The organism is Rhizobium fabae (assembly GCF_003985135.1).
GTDB classification, from domain to species: domain Bacteria; phylum Pseudomonadota; class Alphaproteobacteria; order Rhizobiales; family Rhizobiaceae; genus Rhizobium; species Rhizobium pisi.
On record NZ_ML133651.1, the window covers coordinates 325,175 to 342,469 of the forward strand.

20 protein-coding genes are annotated in these 17,295 nt (G+C 61.2%); 11 read left to right on the top strand and 9 right to left on the bottom strand.

Annotated features, from left to right (window positions below):
* Positions 1-73: 73 nt before the first annotated feature.
* The 6 genes from EFB14_RS17065 to EFB14_RS17090 all read left to right on the top strand — a co-directional run bounded on the left by EFB14_RS17065 (position 74) and on the right by EFB14_RS17090 (position 6,051).
* Positions 74-1,234, top strand: a complete 1,161-nt coding sequence (locus EFB14_RS17065; RefSeq protein WP_126827424.1) for an ABC transporter substrate-binding protein — start codon at positions 74-76, stop codon at positions 1,232-1,234.
* Between the two features lie 214 nt (positions 1,235-1,448).
* Positions 1,449-2,435 carry an ABC transporter ATP-binding protein gene (locus tag EFB14_RS17070; RefSeq protein WP_125850061.1) on the top strand — a complete coding sequence of 329 codons (987 nt, stop codon included), beginning with the start codon at positions 1,449-1,451 and terminating at the stop codon, positions 2,433-2,435.
* Positions 2,432-3,394, top strand: a complete 963-nt coding sequence (locus tag EFB14_RS17075; protein WP_125850063.1) for an ABC transporter permease — start codon at positions 2,432-2,434, stop codon at positions 3,392-3,394. Before EFB14_RS17070 ends, EFB14_RS17075 begins: the two co-directional genes overlap by 4 nt.
* Positions 3,384-4,196 carry an ABC transporter permease gene (locus EFB14_RS17080; protein WP_125850065.1) on the top strand — a complete coding sequence of 271 codons (813 nt, stop codon included), beginning with the start codon at positions 3,384-3,386 and terminating at the stop codon, positions 4,194-4,196. The genes EFB14_RS17075 and EFB14_RS17080 overlap by 11 nt, the downstream gene beginning before the upstream one ends.
* A 13-nt stretch (positions 4,197-4,209) precedes the next feature.
* Positions 4,210-5,637 (top strand): gamma-aminobutyraldehyde dehydrogenase, encoded by a 1,428-nt coding sequence (locus tag EFB14_RS17085; protein WP_125850067.1) that lies wholly within the window; start codon positions 4,210-4,212, stop codon positions 5,635-5,637.
* 240 nt (positions 5,638-5,877) lie between these two features.
* The gene (locus tag EFB14_RS17090; protein WP_003582429.1) at positions 5,878-6,051 is read left to right on the top strand and encodes a DUF1328 domain-containing protein; all 174 of its coding nucleotides are present in this window, start codon (positions 5,878-5,880) and stop codon (positions 6,049-6,051) included.
* 61 nt (positions 6,052-6,112) lie between these two features.
* Here the strand turns inward: EFB14_RS17090 and EFB14_RS17095 are convergent, their stop codons facing one another.
* Genes EFB14_RS17095 through EFB14_RS17105 form a run of 3 tightly spaced genes read right to left on the bottom strand, consistent with a single transcriptional unit; the run spans position 6,113 to position 8,069 of the window.
* Positions 6,113-6,559, bottom strand: coding sequence for a DoxX family protein (locus EFB14_RS17095; RefSeq protein WP_183604868.1), 447 nt, complete (start codon positions 6,557-6,559; stop codon positions 6,113-6,115).
* Positions 6,560-6,617: 58 nt separating this feature from the next.
* On the bottom strand, positions 6,618-7,082 hold the full coding sequence (locus tag EFB14_RS17100; protein WP_183604861.1) for a tetratricopeptide repeat protein: 465 nt from the start codon (positions 7,080-7,082) through the stop codon (positions 6,618-6,620).
* A gap of 12 nt (positions 7,083-7,094) precedes the next feature.
* Positions 7,095-8,069 (bottom strand): MBL fold metallo-hydrolase, encoded by a 975-nt coding sequence (locus EFB14_RS17105; RefSeq protein ID WP_126827333.1) that lies wholly within the window; start codon positions 8,067-8,069, stop codon positions 7,095-7,097.
* Positions 8,070-8,368: 299 nt separating this feature from the next.
* On the opposite strand from EFB14_RS17105, the gene EFB14_RS17110 reads away from it, so the two are divergent.
* Positions 8,369-9,121, top strand: a complete 753-nt coding sequence (locus EFB14_RS17110) for a sigma-70 family RNA polymerase sigma factor (RefSeq protein WP_183604867.1) — start codon at positions 8,369-8,371, stop codon at positions 9,119-9,121.
* On the top strand, positions 9,118-9,912 hold the full coding sequence (locus EFB14_RS17115; protein ID WP_126827337.1) for an anti-sigma factor family protein: 795 nt from the start codon (positions 9,118-9,120) through the stop codon (positions 9,910-9,912). The genes EFB14_RS17110 and EFB14_RS17115 overlap by 4 nt, the downstream gene beginning before the upstream one ends.
* 4 nt (positions 9,913-9,916) lie before the next feature.
* On the opposite strand, the gene EFB14_RS17120 is transcribed toward EFB14_RS17115, so the two are convergent.
* Both EFB14_RS17120 and tal read right to left on the bottom strand, forming a co-directional pair.
* The gene (locus EFB14_RS17120) at positions 9,917-10,585 is read right to left on the bottom strand and encodes a DUF1345 domain-containing protein (protein WP_126827339.1); all 669 of its coding nucleotides are present in this window, start codon (positions 10,583-10,585) and stop codon (positions 9,917-9,919) included.
* 93 nt (positions 10,586-10,678) lie between these two features.
* Positions 10,679-11,644: a transaldolase gene (gene tal / locus EFB14_RS17125; RefSeq protein WP_126827341.1), complete on the bottom strand. Its 966-nt coding sequence runs from the start codon at positions 11,642-11,644 to the stop codon at positions 10,679-10,681.
* 425 nt (positions 11,645-12,069) lie between these two features.
* Here tal and EFB14_RS17130 point away from each other — a divergent pair, with 425 nt between their 5' ends.
* A complete protein-coding gene (locus EFB14_RS17130; RefSeq protein WP_126827343.1) occupies positions 12,070-13,095 on the top strand; it encodes a sugar-binding transcriptional regulator in 1,026 nt (341 codons plus the stop codon).
* Positions 13,096-13,177: 82 nt separating this feature from the next.
* On the opposite strand, the gene EFB14_RS17135 is transcribed toward EFB14_RS17130, so the two are convergent.
* The gene (locus EFB14_RS17135; protein ID WP_125850083.1) at positions 13,178-14,050 is read right to left on the bottom strand and encodes a methylated-DNA--[protein]-cysteine S-methyltransferase; all 873 of its coding nucleotides are present in this window, start codon (positions 14,048-14,050) and stop codon (positions 13,178-13,180) included.
* Positions 14,051-14,134: 84 nt separating this feature from the next.
* The gene (locus EFB14_RS17140) at positions 14,135-14,632 is read right to left on the bottom strand and encodes a DUF2244 domain-containing protein (RefSeq protein WP_126827430.1); all 498 of its coding nucleotides are present in this window, start codon (positions 14,630-14,632) and stop codon (positions 14,135-14,137) included.
* Positions 14,633-14,654: 22 nt separating this feature from the next.
* Between EFB14_RS17140 and nth the strand changes: the two genes are divergently transcribed.
* Positions 14,655-15,437, top strand: coding sequence for an endonuclease III (gene nth / locus EFB14_RS17145; RefSeq protein ID WP_126827345.1), 783 nt, complete (start codon positions 14,655-14,657; stop codon positions 15,435-15,437).
* Here the strand turns inward: nth and EFB14_RS17150 are convergent.
* The gene (locus EFB14_RS17150; RefSeq protein ID WP_126827347.1) at positions 15,402-15,980 is read right to left on the bottom strand and encodes a TetR/AcrR family transcriptional regulator; all 579 of its coding nucleotides are present in this window, start codon (positions 15,978-15,980) and stop codon (positions 15,402-15,404) included. The genes nth and EFB14_RS17150 overlap by 36 nt on opposite strands.
* A gap of 84 nt (positions 15,981-16,064) precedes the next feature.
* On the opposite strand from EFB14_RS17150, the gene EFB14_RS17155 reads away from it, so the two are divergent.
* On the top strand, positions 16,065-16,490 hold the full coding sequence (locus tag EFB14_RS17155) for a VOC family protein (protein WP_126827349.1): 426 nt from the start codon (positions 16,065-16,067) through the stop codon (positions 16,488-16,490).
* Positions 16,491-16,493: 3 nt separating this feature from the next.
* On the opposite strand, the gene EFB14_RS17160 is transcribed toward EFB14_RS17155, so the two are convergent.
* Positions 16,494-17,207: a sulfate transporter family protein gene (locus EFB14_RS17160; RefSeq protein ID WP_126827351.1), complete on the bottom strand. Its 714-nt coding sequence runs from the start codon at positions 17,205-17,207 to the stop codon at positions 16,494-16,496.
* Between the last annotated feature and the right edge of the window lie 88 nt (positions 17,208-17,295).

The window sequence follows — 17,295 nt, forward strand, 5'->3', positions numbered from 1 at the left end:
AAGCGGCCTTTTCGCGTCACCTTTTCATCCGGGAACGAACCGCCACAAAAGTGGCACCACTGGGAGACGGATGATGAGGAATCTCTTGAAATCCTGCACGGCAGCGCTCGCCTGCCTGGGCTTTGCGACGCAGGTGATCGCCGCAGAACCGCTCAAAGCGCTCGGCAAGGGTGAAGGCGCAGTCAGCATCGTCGCCTGGGCCGGCTATATCGAGCGCGGCGAAACCGACAAGAATTACGACTGGGTCACCGATTTCGAAAAGGAGACCGGCTGCAAGGTTTCCGTCAAGACCGCAGCCACCTCGGATGAAATGGTGTCGCTGATGAACGAGGGCGGCTTCGATCTCGTCACCGCATCCGGCGACGCCTCGCTGCGTCTCATCGCCGGCAAGCGTGTGCAGCCGATCAACACCGATCTGATCCCGAGCTTCAAGAATGTCGACGAGCGCCTGCAGAAAGGCCCATGGTATACGGTCGGCGGCGTGCATTACGGCGTCCCCTATCTCTGGGGGCCGAATGTGCTGATGTACAATACCGATACTTTCAAGGACAAGGCGCCGACCAGCTGGGGCGTCGTCTTCGACGAGCAGACCCTTCCTGACGGCAAGTCCAACAAGGGCCGCGTCCAGGCCTATGACGGCGCTATCTACATCGCCGATGCCGCCATGTATCTGATGGCCCACAAGCCGGATCTCGGCATCAAGGACCCCTACGAGCTGAACGAGGACCAGTACAAGGCCGCCCTCGACCTCTTGCGCGGCCAACGCAAACTCGTCTCACGCTACTGGCACGACGCGATGATCCAGATCGACGACTTCAAGAACGAAGGCGTCGTCGCTTCCGGTTCCTGGCCCTTCCAGGTGAACTTGCTGCAGGCCGACAAGCAAAAGATCGCCTCCACCTTCCCCGAGGAAGGGGTCACCGGCTGGGCCGACACGACAATGCTGCATGCCGACAGCGAACATCCGAACTGCGCCTATATGTGGATGGAGCATTCGCTGAAGGCCAAGGTCCAAGGTGATGCCGCCGCCTGGTTCGGCGCCGTGCCCTCCGTTCCCGCCGCCTGCAAGGGCAACGAACTGATGGGCGATACCGGCTGCGCCACCAACGGCTTCGATCACTTCGACAAGATCAAGTTCTGGAAAACCCCGGTCGCCAAATGCGCCACGCAGAGCGAATGCGTTCCGTACCATCGCTGGGTGTCGGACTATATTGGCGTGATCGGCGGGCGATAAGCCGCGATCTGTGTCGGTAAAATCCCCTCCCCAACCCCTCCCCACAAGGGGGAGGGACTCGGAGTGGCACCGCGAGTTCCTGCCGAAACGCCAAGGTATTTGCGAAGGGGTACGGCAGGTTAAACCCCTCCCCATTGTGGGGAGGGGTTTGGGGCGGGGTCTTCAATAGACAAGACCGAGCCCTCTCTAAACACGCAAGACCTGGAGCCCTCAAATGACGTCAGCCGTCCGCTTCCAACAGGTATCGCGCCACTTCGGCCAGGTTCGCGCTGTCGACGGCGTCGATCTCGAAATCGCGCCCGGCGAATTCTTCGCCATGCTCGGGCCATCCGGCTCCGGCAAGACGACCTGCCTGAGATTGATAGCCGGCTTCGAGCAGCCGACCGCAGGCCATATCCAGATTTTCGGCGAGACGGCCGAGGGCATTCCGCCCTATCGCCGCAACGTCAACACCGTGTTCCAGGACTACGCGCTCTTCCCGCATCTCAACATCCTCGACAACGTCGCCTATGGGCTGATGGTCAAGGGCGTCGGCAAGGCGGAGCGGATGAAGGCCGCGGGCGATGCTCTCGAGCTCGTCAAGCTGCCGGGCTACGGCGCCCGCCGCCCCGGCCAGCTGTCGGGCGGCCAGCGGCAGCGCGTGGCGCTCGCCCGCGCGCTGGTCAACAAGCCGAAGGTCCTGCTGCTCGACGAGCCGCTCGGCGCGCTGGACCTGAAGCTGCGCGAGCAGATGCAGGAGGAATTGAAGAGCCTGCAGCGCGCGCTCGGCATCACCTTCGTCTTCGTGACGCATGATCAGGGCGAGGCGCTGTCCATGGCCGATCGCGTCGCCGTCTTCAACAATGGCAACATCGTCCAGGAGGGCACGCCGCAGGATATCTACCGCTCCCCGAAGACCCGCTTCGTCGCCGATTTCGTCGGCTCGTCGAACGTGATCGCGCCGGATCTGATGGCATCGCTCGGTGGCGAGAAGCGCTGGGCAAGCCTCCGTCCCGAAGCGATCCGGCTGGCAAGCGACGGCGTCGAGGCGAAAGTCGAAAACGCAAGCTTCCTCGGCGCAGCCACGCGCCTCAGCGTCGATCTCAAGGGCAGCCGGTTGCATGTCATGCTGCCGGCCGGCGCGTCCGTGCCTGTGATCGGCGCCGGCATCCGCCTCGCCTGGCAGCCTGCCGATATCCACTATATGGACGACGCGGCATGACGGCGATCACCATGTCAGGCGGCAAGACATCGATCCTTCCGCGACGCGGCGGGTTCTTCGGCCTGATGTCAGATGCTTTCTGGCGACACCCGAAGCTGCTGCTTTTCGTGATGCTGACGCCGCCGCTGCTCTGGCTCGGCATCATCTATATCGGCTCGCTGATCGCTCTTCTGCTGCAGAGCTTCTTCTCGATCGACGATTTCTCAGGCCTGGTGAATTACGAATTCACGCTCGCGACCTATGCCCAGCTTCTCAGCCCGACGAATTTCGACATCATCATCCGCACCGTCATCATGGCGGCGCTGGTGACCGTCGCTGCCGCCCTGATCGCCTTCCCGATCGCCTATTATGCGGCGCGTTATGCGCAGGGCAGATGGAAGGCGCTCTTCTATCTCGGCGTCATGCTGCCGCTCTGGTCGAGCTATCTCGTCAAGATCTACGCCTGGAAGCTGATCCTCGCCAAGGAAGGCATCCTCACCTGGATCTTCGAAAAGCTCTCGCTCTCCTGGCTGCTCGACGGCATCCTGACCCTTCCCGTCATCGGCGGCAATTCGCTCTCGGTGAGCTATCTCGGCACCTTCATCGTCTTCGTCTATATCTGGCTGCCCTATATGATCCTGCCGACGCAGGCGGCGTTGGAGCGCGTGCCCGGCAACCTGATCGAGGCCTCCGCGGATCTCGGCGCCACGCCGCGCCAGACCTTCCGCACCGTGCTGCTGCCCTTGGCGCTCCCCGGCATCGTCGCCGGTTCGATCTTCACCTTCTCGCTGACACTGGGCGATTACATCATCCCGCAGATCATCGGCTCTTCCAGGCTCTTCATCGGTCAGGCCGTCTATGCCCAGCAGGGAACGGCCGGCAATGTGCCGCTCGCCGCCGCCTTCTCGGTCGTGCCGATCGTCATCATGGCGCTCTATCTCTGGATCGCCAAGAAACAGGGAGCCTTCGATGCGCTCTGACCAGAAGACGTCACCGCTTCCCCTGAAGATCGCCGCTGCGGGTGGCCTGCTCTTCCTGCATCTGCCGATCCTGCTGATCTTCGTCTATGCCTTCACGACAGAGGAGAAGAGCTATCAATGGCCCCCGCCCGGCCTGACGCTGCAATGGTTCACCATCGCCTGGAACCGGCCTGATGTCTGGTCGGCCCTCGGGCTCTCCGTGCAGGTTGCCGTCATCGCCACCGCGATCGCGCTGGTTCTCGGCACACTCTGCGCGGCAGCCGTCAGCCAGACGAAGTTCTTCGGCCGCGAGGCGATCTCGCTGCTCGTCATCCTGCCGATCGCGCTGCCCGGTATCATCACCGGCATTGCGCTGCGCTCCGCCTTCAGCCTGTTCGACATCCCGTTTTCGGTCTGGACCATCGTGCTCGGCCACGCCACTTTCTGCGTGGTCGTCGTCTATAACAATGCCGTCGCCCGCTTCCGCCGCACATCCGGCTCACTGATCGAGGCCTCGATGGATCTCGGCGCCGACGGCTTCCAGACCTTCCGCCATGTCATCCTGCCGAACATCGGCACTGCCCTGCTTGCCGGTGGCATGCTCGCTTTCGCGCTTTCCTTCGACGAAGTCATCGTCACCACCTTCACCGGCGGCCAGCAATCGACCTTGCCGATCTGGATGCTCGAAGAACTCATCCGCCCGCGCCAGCGCCCCGTCACCAACGTGGTCGCCATGGTCGTGGTGCTCGTCACCTTCCTGCCGATCCTGGCAGCCTATTACCTCACCCGCGACGGCGACCAGATCGCCGGCGCCGGCAAATAACAGGGAGAACATCATGGATACCCAAATGCTGATCGGTTCCCGCTTCGAAAAGGGCACGGAGACGGACGAACACATCCTGAACCCCAGAACGGGCGAGACGGTGATTGACCTTCCCGAAGCCTCGCTTTCCCAGGTCGACGCTGCCGTCGATGCCGCCGAAAAGGCCTTCGCAAGCTGGTCGCAGACGACGCCTTCCGAGCGTTCCGGCTATCTCCTGAAGATCGCCGATGCCATCGAAAGGGATGCCGCGGGTTTTGCCACGCTGGAGGCGCTGAATTGCGGCAAACCGATCAATTCAGTGCTGAACGACGAAATCCCGGCGATCGTTGATTGTTATCGCTTCTTTGCAGGCGCCGTGCGCAACTTGCACGGACCGGCCGCCGGCGAATACCTGCCCGGCCACACCTCGATGATCCGCCGCGATCCGATCGGCATCGTCGGCTCGATCGCGCCGTGGAACTATCCGCTGATGATGATGGCCTGGAAGCTGGCGCCGGCGATCGCCGGCGGCAACACCGTCGTCTTCAAACCTTCGGAGCAGACGCCGCTGACGGCGCTGAAGATGGCGAAACTGCTTTCCGAAATCCTTCCCGAAGGCGTCGTCAACGTCATCCTTGGCCGCGGTGAAAGCGTCGGCAACGCCCTCATCAACAATGCCAAGATCGGGATGATTTCGATCACCGGCGATATCGCCACCGGCAAGAAGGTGCTGCAGGCCGCCGCCAAGACGGTCAAGCGTACCCATCTCGAACTCGGCGGCAAAGCCCCCGTCATCGTTTTCGACGATGCCGATATCGACGCCGTCGTCGCCGGAATCCGCACTTTCGGCTATTACAATGCCGGCCAGGACTGCACCGCCGCCTGCCGCATCTATGCCGATGCCAAGGTCTACGACAATTTCGTCGCCGATCTCTCCTCGGCGGTCTCGAGCATCCGCTTCAATCAGGCCGACGATACCGAAAACGAGATCGGGCCGCTGATTTCCAAACGCCAGCGCGATCGCGTCGAAAGCTTCGTCGCTCGCGCATCCGAGCACAAGCACATGGAGATCACCACCGGTGGCAAGGTCTCCGGCGACAAAGGCTTCTACTTCACCCCGACCGTTATATCAGGCGCCCTTCAGGACGACGAGATCGTCCGCCGCGAAGTCTTTGGCCCGGTCGTGTCTGTCACTCGCTTTTCCCAAACCGATGATGCCATTGCCTGGGCAAACGACAGCGACTACGGCCTCGCCTCCTCCGTCTGGACCAAGGATATCGGCCGCGGCATGAAGACCGCCGCCCGCCTGCAATATGGCTGCACCTGGATCAACACGCATTTCATGCTCACCAACGAGATGCCGCATGGCGGTCTCAAACAGTCGGGCTACGGCAAGGACCTGTCGGTCTACGCGCTGGAGGACTACACCGCCGTCCGCCACGTGATGATCAATCACGGCTGATCAGCGGGAAAGGCAGGGTGTTGCTCATAATGCGCGCCCTGCCTCTGCCGGCCTTTTATTGATCACGATCACTCGAAATAGGCTGAAATCGCGTGCTGATCCCGAAGAGCTGGCATGATGAGGAGCTTTCATCGATCGGCTAACCGATAACCCGTTGAAATAGATCGTGCCGGCTGTGAAAGCGCCGGAACAATTTGCCGGCTGCAGCGTCTTTCCCATGCAAACGCAAAGGATGACGCCATGCTGAAATGGGCTCTCATATTTTTCGTGATTTCGATCATCGCCGGCTTCTTCGGCTTTTCCGGCGTATCCGCAGCCACCGCAACGATCGCACGCGTTCTCTTCGGCATCGCGCTGGTAATCTTCCTGATCTTCCTGGTCCTCGCCCTGCTGGCCGGCCAGGCGATCCTCTGATCAGGCGCCGGGCTTCTTGAAAACGGCGTAGCGTCGAAGTGAAGTTCGCTTGGCCGCGGTGCTACATCACTGCCCTCAGCCAGGCAGGTATGCCGCGCACTCGCCGTTTCAGCAGATTGTCGATCGATATCGGTCCCGCACCCGAGACCGCCAGCACGAACATGCCGCCGGCAATGGCCAGGTCCTTTTCGAAATGCAGCAACTCGTTCTGGCTGGCAAAATTGGTGTGGAAGAGAAAGGCCGTAGCCAGGCAAAATAGGCCTAATGCCAGAGCGCCAAGCCGGCTGAGGAAACCCACTGCCACGGAAAACCCGGCGCCGATCTGAAGGGCAATCACGGCAAGCGCCACCGGCGCCGACAGGCCGAGCGTTGCGAAAGTGTCGATGGTCGCGGCGATATCGGCCGCGAGTGTCGAACCTTCATGCAAGAAGATCAGCGCCAGCAGAAGCCTGCCCAGGAGAAGAATGAGATCGGCCAATCGGGGCCGGCTTGGGGCGTTTTCCATCATATCCTCCGTTTGCAGCGAGCAGGCGGTTCTGCCGCCTGCCCTAGCGTTCATATGCACGTCAATTTCCGCCCTTGGCCGCAATGGCCTTTTGCAGGTCTTCCAATTCCTCGCAGCCGCTTGGGCAAAGTTGCTTCAGCGAAGCCACCTGCTCCTCGGCCTTCGCCATCTCGCCTGTTTCGACATAGAGTTCGCCGAGATATTCACGCGCTGCCTTGTGACCGGGCTGAAGCTCCAGCGCCTTGGTGTAGTAAGTCAGCGACGTCTTGTAGTCGCCGGTCTTGCGGAGCGTATATCCCATCAGATTATAGACATCTGCCTGCTGGTTGTCTTCGGCAAGGCCGCGAAGCTCCACCAGAGCGCCGGCATAATCCTTCGCATCGATCTTGGCGCGCACCGACGTCAGGTCGGGAGCATCCGTCGATTGCATGTTGTCGACGGCAAAGGCGGGCAGCGCGCTCACCGCGGAAAAGCCCGCAAATATGGCGCAAAGCCAGACGAATCCGAGAATTGCATATTTCATCATGGTGATCTCCTTTCAGGCCTGAATTGTCGGTGTGAACCCATAGGCGCTTCCGTCCTTGACGAAAGTGCCCGAGCCGGGGAAGGGGAAGTGCGAGCCGCAGATCGCGATATTGTCGGCGATGACGCGGTCGATCAGGCGCCGGCGCGTGTCGATAGCCATCGGCCCATCCTGGTCGTAGCTGCCTTGCCACTCGGGATGCGGCGCAAGCAGGGCCGGCACATACATGATGTCGGCCGAGACGAGCAGTTGCTTGCTGCCCGAGGTGACGAGATAGATGGAATGCCCTGGCGTATGGCCGGGCGCCGCGAGAAGCCGAACTCCCGGAGCAACCTCGGCCCCGTCATCCACCAGCTTCCAGTTCTTCCATTTCGGAAAGACGTCGGCGATACGCTTGCCTGCCGGTTTGCGGCCTTCGGCAAGCTTCTCGACCCGGCCGGGCTCCGTCCACCAGTTATATTCGACGGCGTTGACGATGAGTTCGGCATTCGGAAAGACGGGATCGTTCGTTCCCTTTTCCATCAAGCCCCAGACGTGGTCCGGGTGGAAATGCGAGAGCATGATCGTGTCGATCTTCTTGTAGTCGATGCCGGCGGCCGCCATGTTCGCCGGCAGGTGCGTGGCATTCGCCTGCCACTGACCGACGCCCGAGCCGGCGTCCATCATGATCAGGCGATCGCCGAGCTTCAGGACGACCACGGTCAGCGGGATCGGCATGAATTCGGTCGTCAGCCCCGCTTTGGAAAGCGCCTCCTTGGTGTCTTCGATCGAGGCGTTCTTGAGGAAGGTCGGGTCATGCGGCTTTTTCCAGATGCCGTCGTAGATCGCTGTGACCTCGACATCCCCGACCTTGTATTTGTAGAAGCCGACCATCGGCTCCAGCGGCGTTGCGGCGAACGCCGGCATGACGAATTCGAGCTTCGACGACAGGCCGAAAGCGGCCGCTGCGGCAGCCGATCCCAGCACGGCGCGACGTGACATGGTAAACATGAATATGCCTCCTCTTGTTGATGGCATTTCCGGGTGGCGAAGACAGCGATTGCTCGGATGACCTCGCTGAAGAACTAGATCGCCGGCAGAGAGCGCTTATTCCCGATCCCTGGCGCTTTTCCTTCAAGCAATTGAAAATGCTTCATTATTTCCTTTGCATGCGACCAATATCCCGCTGCGTGCGAAGAAATTGGCGTCGACATGGAATAAAACCGCGTGCCGACCGGTCTAGAGGCAAGGGACCGCATTGCAGACTGCGGGTCTCACGCCTAAATTCGGCTGCTGTTGAGGCAGGGAGGATCATGACAAGCGCTCAGATCGCCTATCCCGTCGGATCGAACGACTGGTTGCTGCCGGCCCGGTTGAGGTCGCAGATTCGCATTCGACCCTCGCTTCTGACCGTGCTTCTCGGCGGCGCGGCGCGGCTGTTCCACCTCATGGTCTCGGAAAAAACGAACAGCGATCGGGTCGCTCCTGCAGCCGATGCGACGGCGCAGGACGAGTTCATGCGGCGCTTTCAGCACATGATCGTTCCGCATCTTGACGCCGCCTATAACTTTGCCCGGTTCCTCAGCCGCGACGCCGATGCCGCGCAGGACATCGTCCAGGAAGCGTTCCTGCGCGCCTACCGCAATTTCGAAACCTATCGTGGTGGCGACCCCCGAGCTTGGCTCTTTGCCATCGTCAGGAACTGCTGCCATGCCTGGCGCCAGCAGGATCGCCGCAAAGCGCGCTTCGAGCGACATTTCGGCAATGACGGCGAGGACGATCTCGACGAAGGCGCAGAATATCAGATCGCCTCGGAGGAGGATTCGCCGGAAACGGCGACGATCCGGCGAAGCGAGCAGCAGCGCGTGCGCGCTGTTATCAGCCGGCTTCCGGAAGCGATGCGGGAAATCCTCGTCTTGCGCGAACTCGAGGATCTTTCCTATCGGCAGATCGCCGAGATCATCGATGCGCCGATCGGCACCGTCATGTCGCGGCTTGCCAGGGCGCGGCGAGAATTTGGCGAAGCCTGGGATGCATGCAGCAAAAGCGAGGCGGCGGGATGAGTGAAGCTCAACAGAAAGGCTGCCCCGAATGGCGCGTCATGTTGCATGGCTTTGTCGATGGCGAACTCGATTCCGTCCATGCCGCGCAATTCGAGGATCATCTTGCCACCTGCGCGAATTGCAGGGCGGAGATGGAAGGGGTCCGAGCGGTGAAAGAGATCATCGATCAGGATGGCGTCAAGTGGCGACCGCCGGAGGCTCTGCGGTCGCAAGTCCTGTCGATGCTGTCTTTCGAACAGATGGCAGCGGCATCCAGCCTGCCGCGCCAGGCGCCGATCTGGCGCCGTGCGCTGGATTTCATAAGACAATGGAGCTTCGTGCCTTCGCTCGCGGTTCTGGCAACAGGCGCCATCTTGTTCGCCAACGCGCCGACACAGACCCTGTTTTTGCAGGACCAGATCATGGCAAGCCATGTCAGGTCGATGATGGCCGATCATCTCACAGACGTGCTGACCTCAGATCAGCATACGGTCAAACCCTGGTTCAACGGCAAGATCGATTTTTCCCCACCGGTGAGCGATCTCGCCAAGGACGGCTTTCCGCTAGTCGGCGGGCGTGTCGACTATATCGGCGGTCGCGCCGTCGCCGCGCTCGTCTACCGGCGCCACGGACATGTCATCAACCTGTTCATCTGGCCCTCGGCATCAGCCGCAGAGGTGACCACGGTGCATGACGGCTACAACATGAGGCAATGGTCGGATGGCGGGCTGGTATTCTGGGCGATTTCCGATGTCGCCTCGGGCGACCTCGCCGAGTTCGAGTCCTTCTTCAGGGCGGCGGCGAGAGCATGATGATCTAAAGCAGGCTCGCCCCGACATTGATCGCAAGTGCCAGGATCGTCGTGTTGAACAGGAACGACAGCACGGCATGCAGCAGTGTCAGCTTGCGCATGCTGGTCGAGCTGACCGCGACATCCGCCGTTTGCGCTGCAACGCCGATCGTGAAGGAGTAGTAGAGGAAATCCCAATAGCCGGGCTCCGTGATCCCGTCGGGAAATTTGAGCCCGCCCTCCTCGTCCGCCCCGCCATAGAAATAATGGGCATAGTGGATGGTGAAGAGCGTGTGCAGGAAGACCCAGGAGATCAGGATCGTCAGAATCGCCGCACCTGCCCGCGCCAGCGCGACGTCAGGCGCCGCTTCCTTGATCGAATGAAGCTCGAGGCCGATGCCGGCGATGCTGGCAAGCGCTGCACCGATCGAAAGAGCCAGCAGAACCGTGTCGGAGAAGTCTAGATCCGCGGAGCGTTTCCGGATGCTTTCCACCGTCGCCCGCAGCATCTTGCGCCAACTCAGCGCGACAAAAACGCCGGCGCTGACATTCCAGCCGAACAGGATGTTGCCGGCGCTGACCTCACGCGAGGTCAGAAGCAGAAAGACCACCAGTCCGGCAACAGCGGCGACGATGAAGCTCGCATGCTTGGTGGCAAATGCCGCAACCGAATTTGCCCGTTCTTCATCCGCCATATCGGTCCCCGACAGCATATGCCCTTGATAACAGCACGAAAAAGGCGCGCCTGCCAGCCGGCAGCCGCGCCTCCGATTGCATTGCCGTGCCTATCAGGCGGCGGCGAGCTGCAGTTCTTTCTGCACCATGGTGCGCAACGTTCCCAGATCCTTGGCGAAGGCGCGGATGCCTTCGGCGAGTTTTTCCGTCGCCATTGCGTCTTCGTTCATCATCCAGCGGAAGGTCTTCTCGTCGACCGAAACCTTCGGATCCGGCTTGCGGCTATCCGGCGAGAGCTTGCGCTCCAGCTTGCCTTCGTCCTTGGCGAGTTCGTCGAGCAGGTTCGGGCTGATCGTCAGACGGTCGCAGCCGGCAAGAGCTTCGATTTCGCCGGCGCTGCGGAAGGAGGCGCCCATGACGATCGTCTTGATGTCGTTCGCCTTGTAGTAGTTGTAGATTTCACGGACGGAGATGACGCCCGGATCTTCCTCGGGGCCGAATTCCTTGCCGGTCGATTTCTTGTACCAGTCGAGGATGCGGCCGACGAAGGGCGAGATCAGGAACACCTTGGCGTCTGCGCAGGCGATCGCCTGGGCCTTGCTGAAGAGAAGTGTCAGGTTGCAGTCGATGCCTTCCTTCTGCAGCACTTCCGCGGCGCGGATGCCTTCCCAGGTGGAAGCGAGCTTGATCAGGATGCGGTCCTGGCCGATGCCCCGATCCTTGTAGGCGGCGATGATCGCGCGCGCCTTGGCAAGCGAAGCCTCGGTATCGAAGGAAAGATCGGCGTCGACCTCGGTCGAGACGCGGCCCGGGACGAGCTTCACAAGTGCTGCGCCGACGGAGATGGCGAGGCGATCGGCAACCGCCGACGAAACGGCTTCGGGATTGCCGCCCTGCTTCTTGCCCCAGGCCACGGCTTCCTTGATGGCGTCGGCGAACATCGGCGTGCCGAGCGCCTTGAGCACGATGCTCGGGTTCGTCGTGCAATCCACAGGCTTCAGGCGGGCGACGGCTTCGATGTCGCCGGTATCGGCGACGACGGTGGTAATCTCGCGGAGTTGGTCAAGCTTGGATGTCATGGTCAATAATCCTTGTTGAATTTGGGATGCGGACCGGCGCGCGTTCCGCCCGGCGAAGAGGTGATCTAGGGACCGATGCCTTGCATGCTGCAGGTAAAGATACGCGCATCCGTCACGGATGATTCATAAACGTGGAGGACAGTGGCCATGTTCCGGCGAACAAGCGGCTGCCCGAACGCAAGCGGCGCCGCCTGCGGCTCAAAGGCCGGTCGTGACTTTCGGCATGCCCGCACTGTGTCCTCCTCGGACGGACAAGAACGACTTGTATCGTGAGGACTATCGCCGTTCGGCCAAGGAAAAGTCAAGGACATTTGTGCATTTCAATTGACATAAGTGTCACACCCGTCATTATCCCGGCAACAAGCGCATCGTTGCGCACCTTCACCCTGTGAGGGATCTAGGGCGGGAATCGTGCGGGAGGAGATGTGGTCAAGCTCAAACGCGGCACGCATACGGCCTATTCCGAGGCGTCCTCGCTGCGGCTAAGGGCAGCATGGCTCTATTATAACGGGGGCCTGACCCAGAAGGACGTTGCCGAACAGCTCGGCATCAGCCGCACCACCGTAATCCGCCTGCTCGACGAGGCGATGAAACGCAGTGAAGTCCAGATCTGGATCAACGATTCGATCGGCGACTGCGTCGAGCTTTCGGTGAAGCTTGAGCGCGCCTACGGCCTCGACGAGGCGATCGTCGTGCCGGCGCCAGTCAGCTGTGACGTCAATTCGCTGGCGAAAAATGTCGGCCTGGCGCTTGGCCAGTTCCTCTCCGAGGCCATACCCGACGATTACACCATCGGCGTCGGCTGGGGCCGCACCATGACGGCCTCGCTTGCAAGCTTCCGCCCGCCGCGCCGCGACAATTGCAAGATCGTCTCGCTGCTTGGCGGCATCGTCGCCGTCCACCAGACGAATCCGATCGACTACACTTGGCGGCTGGCAAACCAACTCGGCGCCGAATGTTACATGTTCCTGGCGCCGCTTCTCGTCGATTCCATCGAGACCAAGCGCAATCTGATCGAGAAATGCGGGCTGGACACGATCTACCGGCTGGCGGAAAACCTCGATCTCGCGATCGTCAGTTGCGGCGATATCGGACCGCATTCGACTTCGCTATCTGAAGGCTGGATATCGAAAGCCGAGCTGCAGGAGCTGATCGATGCCGGCTGCGTCTGCGACACCATGTTCAACTTCCTCGACAAGGACGGCAATTCGGTCGATCACTCGATCAATCGGCGCGTTATGTCCGTCGATCTCGACACGCTGAAGGAGGCGAGGCACATCGTGCTTTCCTCCGGGGGCGCCCACCGCGCCGTCGCCATCCGCGCCACGATCAAACGCATCGGCTGCAACACGCTGATCACGGACGAAAGTGCGGCGCGAGCGTTGCTGGAACTGGCGGAGACATCTCCGCTTGCTTCTTCTCCCCAGCGGGAAGAAGTGCAGGAACGATAGCAGCGACGAGAGAGTGAGCGGTCAGAGCGGCAAGCGATGAGTGACTTGCCGCCCTATCTTCGACGGAGAGAATGGAACCCTATCAGGCGTGCCCCGACTCCCAGCCGAGCATGGCCCGCTTGCGGGTCAGGCCCCAATGGTATCCGGTCAACGCTCCGTTCTTGCCGAGCGCGCGATGGCAGGGCACGACGAAGGAAATCGGGTTGGCGCCGACGGCAGCACCCACGGCGCGCATCGCGGTCGGCCGGCCGATATCCTTGGCGATATCGCTATACGTCACGGCCTTGCCGAACGGGATCTTCAGCAGGCTCTGCCAGACGCTGACCTGGAAATCCGTGCCGATCAGCACGACCCGCAACGGCTGGTCCGACGTCCAGCGACCCGGCTGGAAGATGCGTTCCGCATAGGGCGCCGTCGCCTGCCGGTCTTCGATATATTCCGCATTCGGCCAGCGGCAGCTCATGTCCTCAAGGCAGGCCTTCTCGTCACCCGCATCACTGAAGGCAAGGCCTGCAAGGCCGCGATCGGTGACCATGACGAGTGCCGCTCCGAAGGGGCAGTTGTGAAACCCGTAGCGGATCGTCAGTCCACCGCCCTTGGCCTTCCATTCCCCTGGAGACATCGCCTCATGAGTCACGAATAGGTCGTGCAAGCGGCTGGGGCCGGAAAGACCGACCTCGATGGAGGTTTCGAGCAGCGGCATCTCTTCCCTGCGCAGCAGCCGCTTCGCATGGTCGAGCGTGACGGCCTGCAGGAACGCCTTGGGCGAAAGGCCGGCCCAACGGGTAAAGGTCTTTTGAAGCTGCGTCGGCGACTGGTTCAGCCGCGCCGCGATCGCTTCCAGCGAAGGCTGGTCACGATATTCTTCGCTGATGAGTTCGATGACCTGGCGGACCGTATCGTAGTCCGGCCCATCCGGGGTGATATCTGTGTCGAGCTTGGCGATCATATTCATCGTTTTTCTCCTTTAGACAGGAGATAATCAAGGGTAGTCCGCCAAACCACCCGATTCTTGCGCCCCCGATCGAAATGCAATGCCTCAAATCCGCTGCTTGACCGTGGCGAGCGCCCCCTTGAAGGCCTTGGCGAAACTTTCGCGATCATCGGGATTGAGAAAGGAGCCGATATCGGTGCGCCGCCCCTCGCCGAAAATATGCATGGAGAGAATGCCGATCTCCTGATGCCGGCGCACGAGGAAGCGGGCCCAGAACGGATTGAAATGATGCTCCACCATCCGTCCCGATGGCGTGAACTTGCGCACCGAAACATCCGTGCGCGACACCGTCACCTCTTCGCGCGCCCTTCCGGAGCGATAGCTCAGCCAGAAGGCGCCGTAGAGCAGCACGAAATCCAGCCCGAAGAAGAAGCCGATCGGCCAGGCGCCGGTGGCGACGAAGAACATGCCGTAGAGAAAACAGATGGCGCCGGAGAGGGCGAGCAATATCTTGAATCCCCTGCGTCCGAGCGAGCGGTGGGGGAAAAGCTCGGCTGCAAAAACAGGCTGCTCGTTGAAGTTCTCGACGTTGCTTTCCTTCATGGCCGTTGAGTATAGATTCTCCATGGCGAATCCGAAACTCAAATCAATCAGCGAACCGTCGCAAAACTCGAATGTGATCGCCCGCCGCAAGCCGGCGGCCGCGGTGAAGACCGCCTATTCGCTGGCCGAGCGCGAGGAGATTTTCCGCCGCTTTTCGGTGCAGCGGCCGGAACCGCGGGGCGAACTCGAGCACACCAACCCCTTCACCCTTGTCGTGGCGGTGGCGCTCTCCGCCCAGGCGACCGATGCCGGCGTCAACAAGGCGACGCGGGCGCTGTTCAAGGTTGCCGATACGCCGCAGAAAATGCTTGATCTCGGCGAAGAGAAGGTCCGCGATTACATCAAGACGATCGGTCTTTATCGCAACAAGGCAAAGAACGTCATTGCGCTGTCGCAGATGCTGGTCGACGAATTCGCAGGCAAAGTGCCGGAAACGCGCGAGGAGCTGGTTCGCCTGCCGGGCGTCGGCCGCAAGACCGCCAACGTCGTGCTGTCCATGGCCTTCGGACAGGCGACCATGGCCGTCGACACCCACATCTTCCGCATCGCCAATCGCATCAAGCTCGCGCCTGGCAAGACGCCGGACGAAGTGGAAGAGCGGCTGATGAAGGTCGTGCCGAAACATTACCTCTATCACGCCCATCACTGGCTGATCCTGCATGGCCGCTATACCTGCAAGGCGCGGCGTCCGGAATGCGAGCGTTGCGTCATTGCCGATATCTGCAAGTCTCCGGAAAAGAGCTGCGACATCCCGGCGCTGCTGGTCGAGCTACCGCCGCAGGTGATCGGCGAGGCCGTCGAGTAGGGCCGCAATCGCCTGCTCGTAATCCCGCCGCTCCCCACCCGCTTCGATCGCGATCGCCGCGCGGTCGAAGGCTGCCGACAGCAGCGAGGTCAGCGGGCAGAGCACGGCGCCGGCGTCCGGAAGCATGGCTGCAAGTCCCGTCCGCAGCGTCGCTTCCGCATTCTCTGCATCGATCGCCGCGGCCGCTGACGTGCCGAGAACGGCAGGCGCCTCGATCAGCAGCAGCCGTGTGCGCCCTTGCACCCTCATCGCATCGAAATAGGCCGAGGTACCGGCGATCAGCGCGGCACGCGGCGCGTCGTGCGACGCCGAGCGCTCCTCGATCGCCTCGGCCACCTCTTGCGCCTCGCATTCAATAACCACGCGAAAGAGCGCCCTCTTATCTTCAAAATGATGATAGAGCGCGCCCCGCGTCACGCCCGCCGCCGCCACGATCTCCGGCGTCGACGTTTCGGCATAACCCTTCTCGACGAAAAGACGCCGTCCGGCATCGATCAACGCCTGTCTCGTCTGTTCCGTTCTCTCACGATTGCTGCGGCTCATGCACATCCCTTTACATACAAACCGAATGTATGTTAATAGAAAAAACATACAGATTGCATGTAAATTGGAAGAGGAGGGAAACAGATGAAATCGACGAGCTACTATCCCGTCATCATGACCGGCGACGTTGCCGGTACCGCCGGCTTCTATTGCGCGCATTTCGGCTTCAAGGCGCTGTTCGAGAGCAATTGGTATGTGCACCTGCAATCGGCCGAGGAGGAGCATATCGCGCTTGCCATCCTCGACGGCAGCCATGAGACCATCCCGGCCATAGCCCGCGGCAAGGTCTCTGGCCTGCTCCTCAATTTCGAGGTCGCCGATGTCGATGCGATCTATGCGGCCTGCAGGAACGCCGGCCTGCCGATTTTGAGGGAGATCCGCGATGAGGATTTCGGCCAGCGGCATTTCATCACTGCCGACCCGAACGGCGTGCTGATCGATATCATTACGCCGATCCCGCCGACCGCCGAATTCGCCGCAATGTACGACGCTTCCGCCCTGCCCGGGTGAACCTCAGGCCTGCAAACCGGCGTCGCGTGCCGCTATCAGCTTGTGCAGATGCACCATCATGCCGGCGGCAAAGAGCGGCGTCAGAAGATTGACGATGGGGATTGCCAGGAACAGGGCGATCACCAGTCCGCCGAGAAAGACGGTGGGCGCATTCTTGGCCCGGAAGAGCCGCGCCTCCTGCGGCGGGCGGAAGCGCATGGCGGCGAATTCGAAGAATTCACGCCCGAGCAGATAGCCGTTCACCAGAAAGAATGCGACTAGGTTGATGCCGGGAATGAACAGCAGCAGCAGCGCCACGATATTGCCGAGGATCACCACGCCGAGGAACTTGATCGAGCTTGCCATCGCCGGACCAAGCGGCATGGCGGTGCCCGGCGCGTCCTTGGGATAGTCGCGCTTTTCGATGACATCGGCGACATCGTCGAGGAACAGGCCGGCGATCAGCGCCGTCACCGGCGAAAGCAGGAGCGCCAGCATGAGCGCAAGACCGACGCCGGCGAGGATCGCGAAGACCAGGGCGAACCATCCCGCCCAATCCGGCATGTCGGGAAAGAAACTCGTGAGCCAAGGGAAAAGGAAGGCCATGAAGGCCCCGCGCAGCGCGAACCAGAGGCCGACCAGCACGAGAATCGTCAGGCCGAGCACCTTCCAGAAGACGGACCGTGTCTCCGGCGCGAACAAATTGGCGAGGGAAAGTCGAGCGGCGTCAAGGATCATGTCTTCGGCGTCTCCGTTTGCGCGCAAAGATGTAGGAAAGGCGGACGCCACCGGCAAGAGAGAATAAAATTGCATGCTGTACTAGAAA

Bases quoted from the DNA above. Each gene is read 5' to 3' on its own strand.
- EFB14_RS17115 (WP_126827337.1), top strand. From the start codon at position 9,118: ATGAGTGAAGCTCAACAGAAAGGCTGCCCCGAATGGCGCGTCATGTTG.
- EFB14_RS17085 (WP_125850067.1), top strand. From the start codon at position 4,210: ATGGATACCCAAATGCTGATCGGTTCCCGCTTCGAAAAGGGCACGGAG.
- EFB14_RS17090 (WP_003582429.1), top strand. From the start codon at position 5,878: ATGCTGAAATGGGCTCTCATATTTTTCGTGATTTCGATCATCGCCGGC.
- EFB14_RS17140 (WP_126827430.1), bottom strand. From the start codon at position 14,632: ATGAAGGAAAGCAACGTCGAGAACTTCAACGAGCAGCCTGTTTTTGCA.
- EFB14_RS17065 (WP_126827424.1), top strand. From the start codon at position 74: ATGAGGAATCTCTTGAAATCCTGCACGGCAGCGCTCGCCTGCCTGGGC.
- EFB14_RS17075 (WP_125850063.1), top strand. From the start codon at position 2,432: ATGACGGCGATCACCATGTCAGGCGGCAAGACATCGATCCTTCCGCGA.
- EFB14_RS17135 (WP_125850083.1), bottom strand. From the start codon at position 14,050: ATGAATATGATCGCCAAGCTCGACACAGATATCACCCCGGATGGGCCG.
- EFB14_RS17120 (WP_126827339.1), bottom strand. From the start codon at position 10,585: ATGGCGGATGAAGAACGGGCAAATTCGGTTGCGGCATTTGCCACCAAG.
- nth (WP_126827345.1), top strand. From the start codon at position 14,655: ATGGCGAATCCGAAACTCAAATCAATCAGCGAACCGTCGCAAAACTCG.
- EFB14_RS17095 (WP_183604868.1), bottom strand. From the start codon at position 6,559: ATGATGGAAAACGCCCCAAGCCGGCCCCGATTGGCCGATCTCATTCTT.
- tal (WP_126827341.1), bottom strand. From the start codon at position 11,644: ATGACATCCAAGCTTGACCAACTCCGCGAGATTACCACCGTCGTCGCC.
- EFB14_RS17155 (WP_126827349.1), top strand. From the start codon at position 16,065: ATGAAATCGACGAGCTACTATCCCGTCATCATGACCGGCGACGTTGCC.
- EFB14_RS17105 (WP_126827333.1), bottom strand. From the start codon at position 8,069: ATGTTTACCATGTCACGTCGCGCCGTGCTGGGATCGGCTGCCGCAGCG.
- EFB14_RS17160 (WP_126827351.1), bottom strand. From the start codon at position 17,207: ATGATCCTTGACGCCGCTCGACTTTCCCTCGCCAATTTGTTCGCGCCG.
- EFB14_RS17080 (WP_125850065.1), top strand. From the start codon at position 3,384: ATGCGCTCTGACCAGAAGACGTCACCGCTTCCCCTGAAGATCGCCGCT.
- EFB14_RS17100 (WP_183604861.1), bottom strand. From the start codon at position 7,082: ATGATGAAATATGCAATTCTCGGATTCGTCTGGCTTTGCGCCATATTT.
- EFB14_RS17070 (WP_125850061.1), top strand. From the start codon at position 1,449: ATGACGTCAGCCGTCCGCTTCCAACAGGTATCGCGCCACTTCGGCCAG.
- EFB14_RS17150 (WP_126827347.1), bottom strand. From the start codon at position 15,980: ATGAGCCGCAGCAATCGTGAGAGAACGGAACAGACGAGACAGGCGTTG.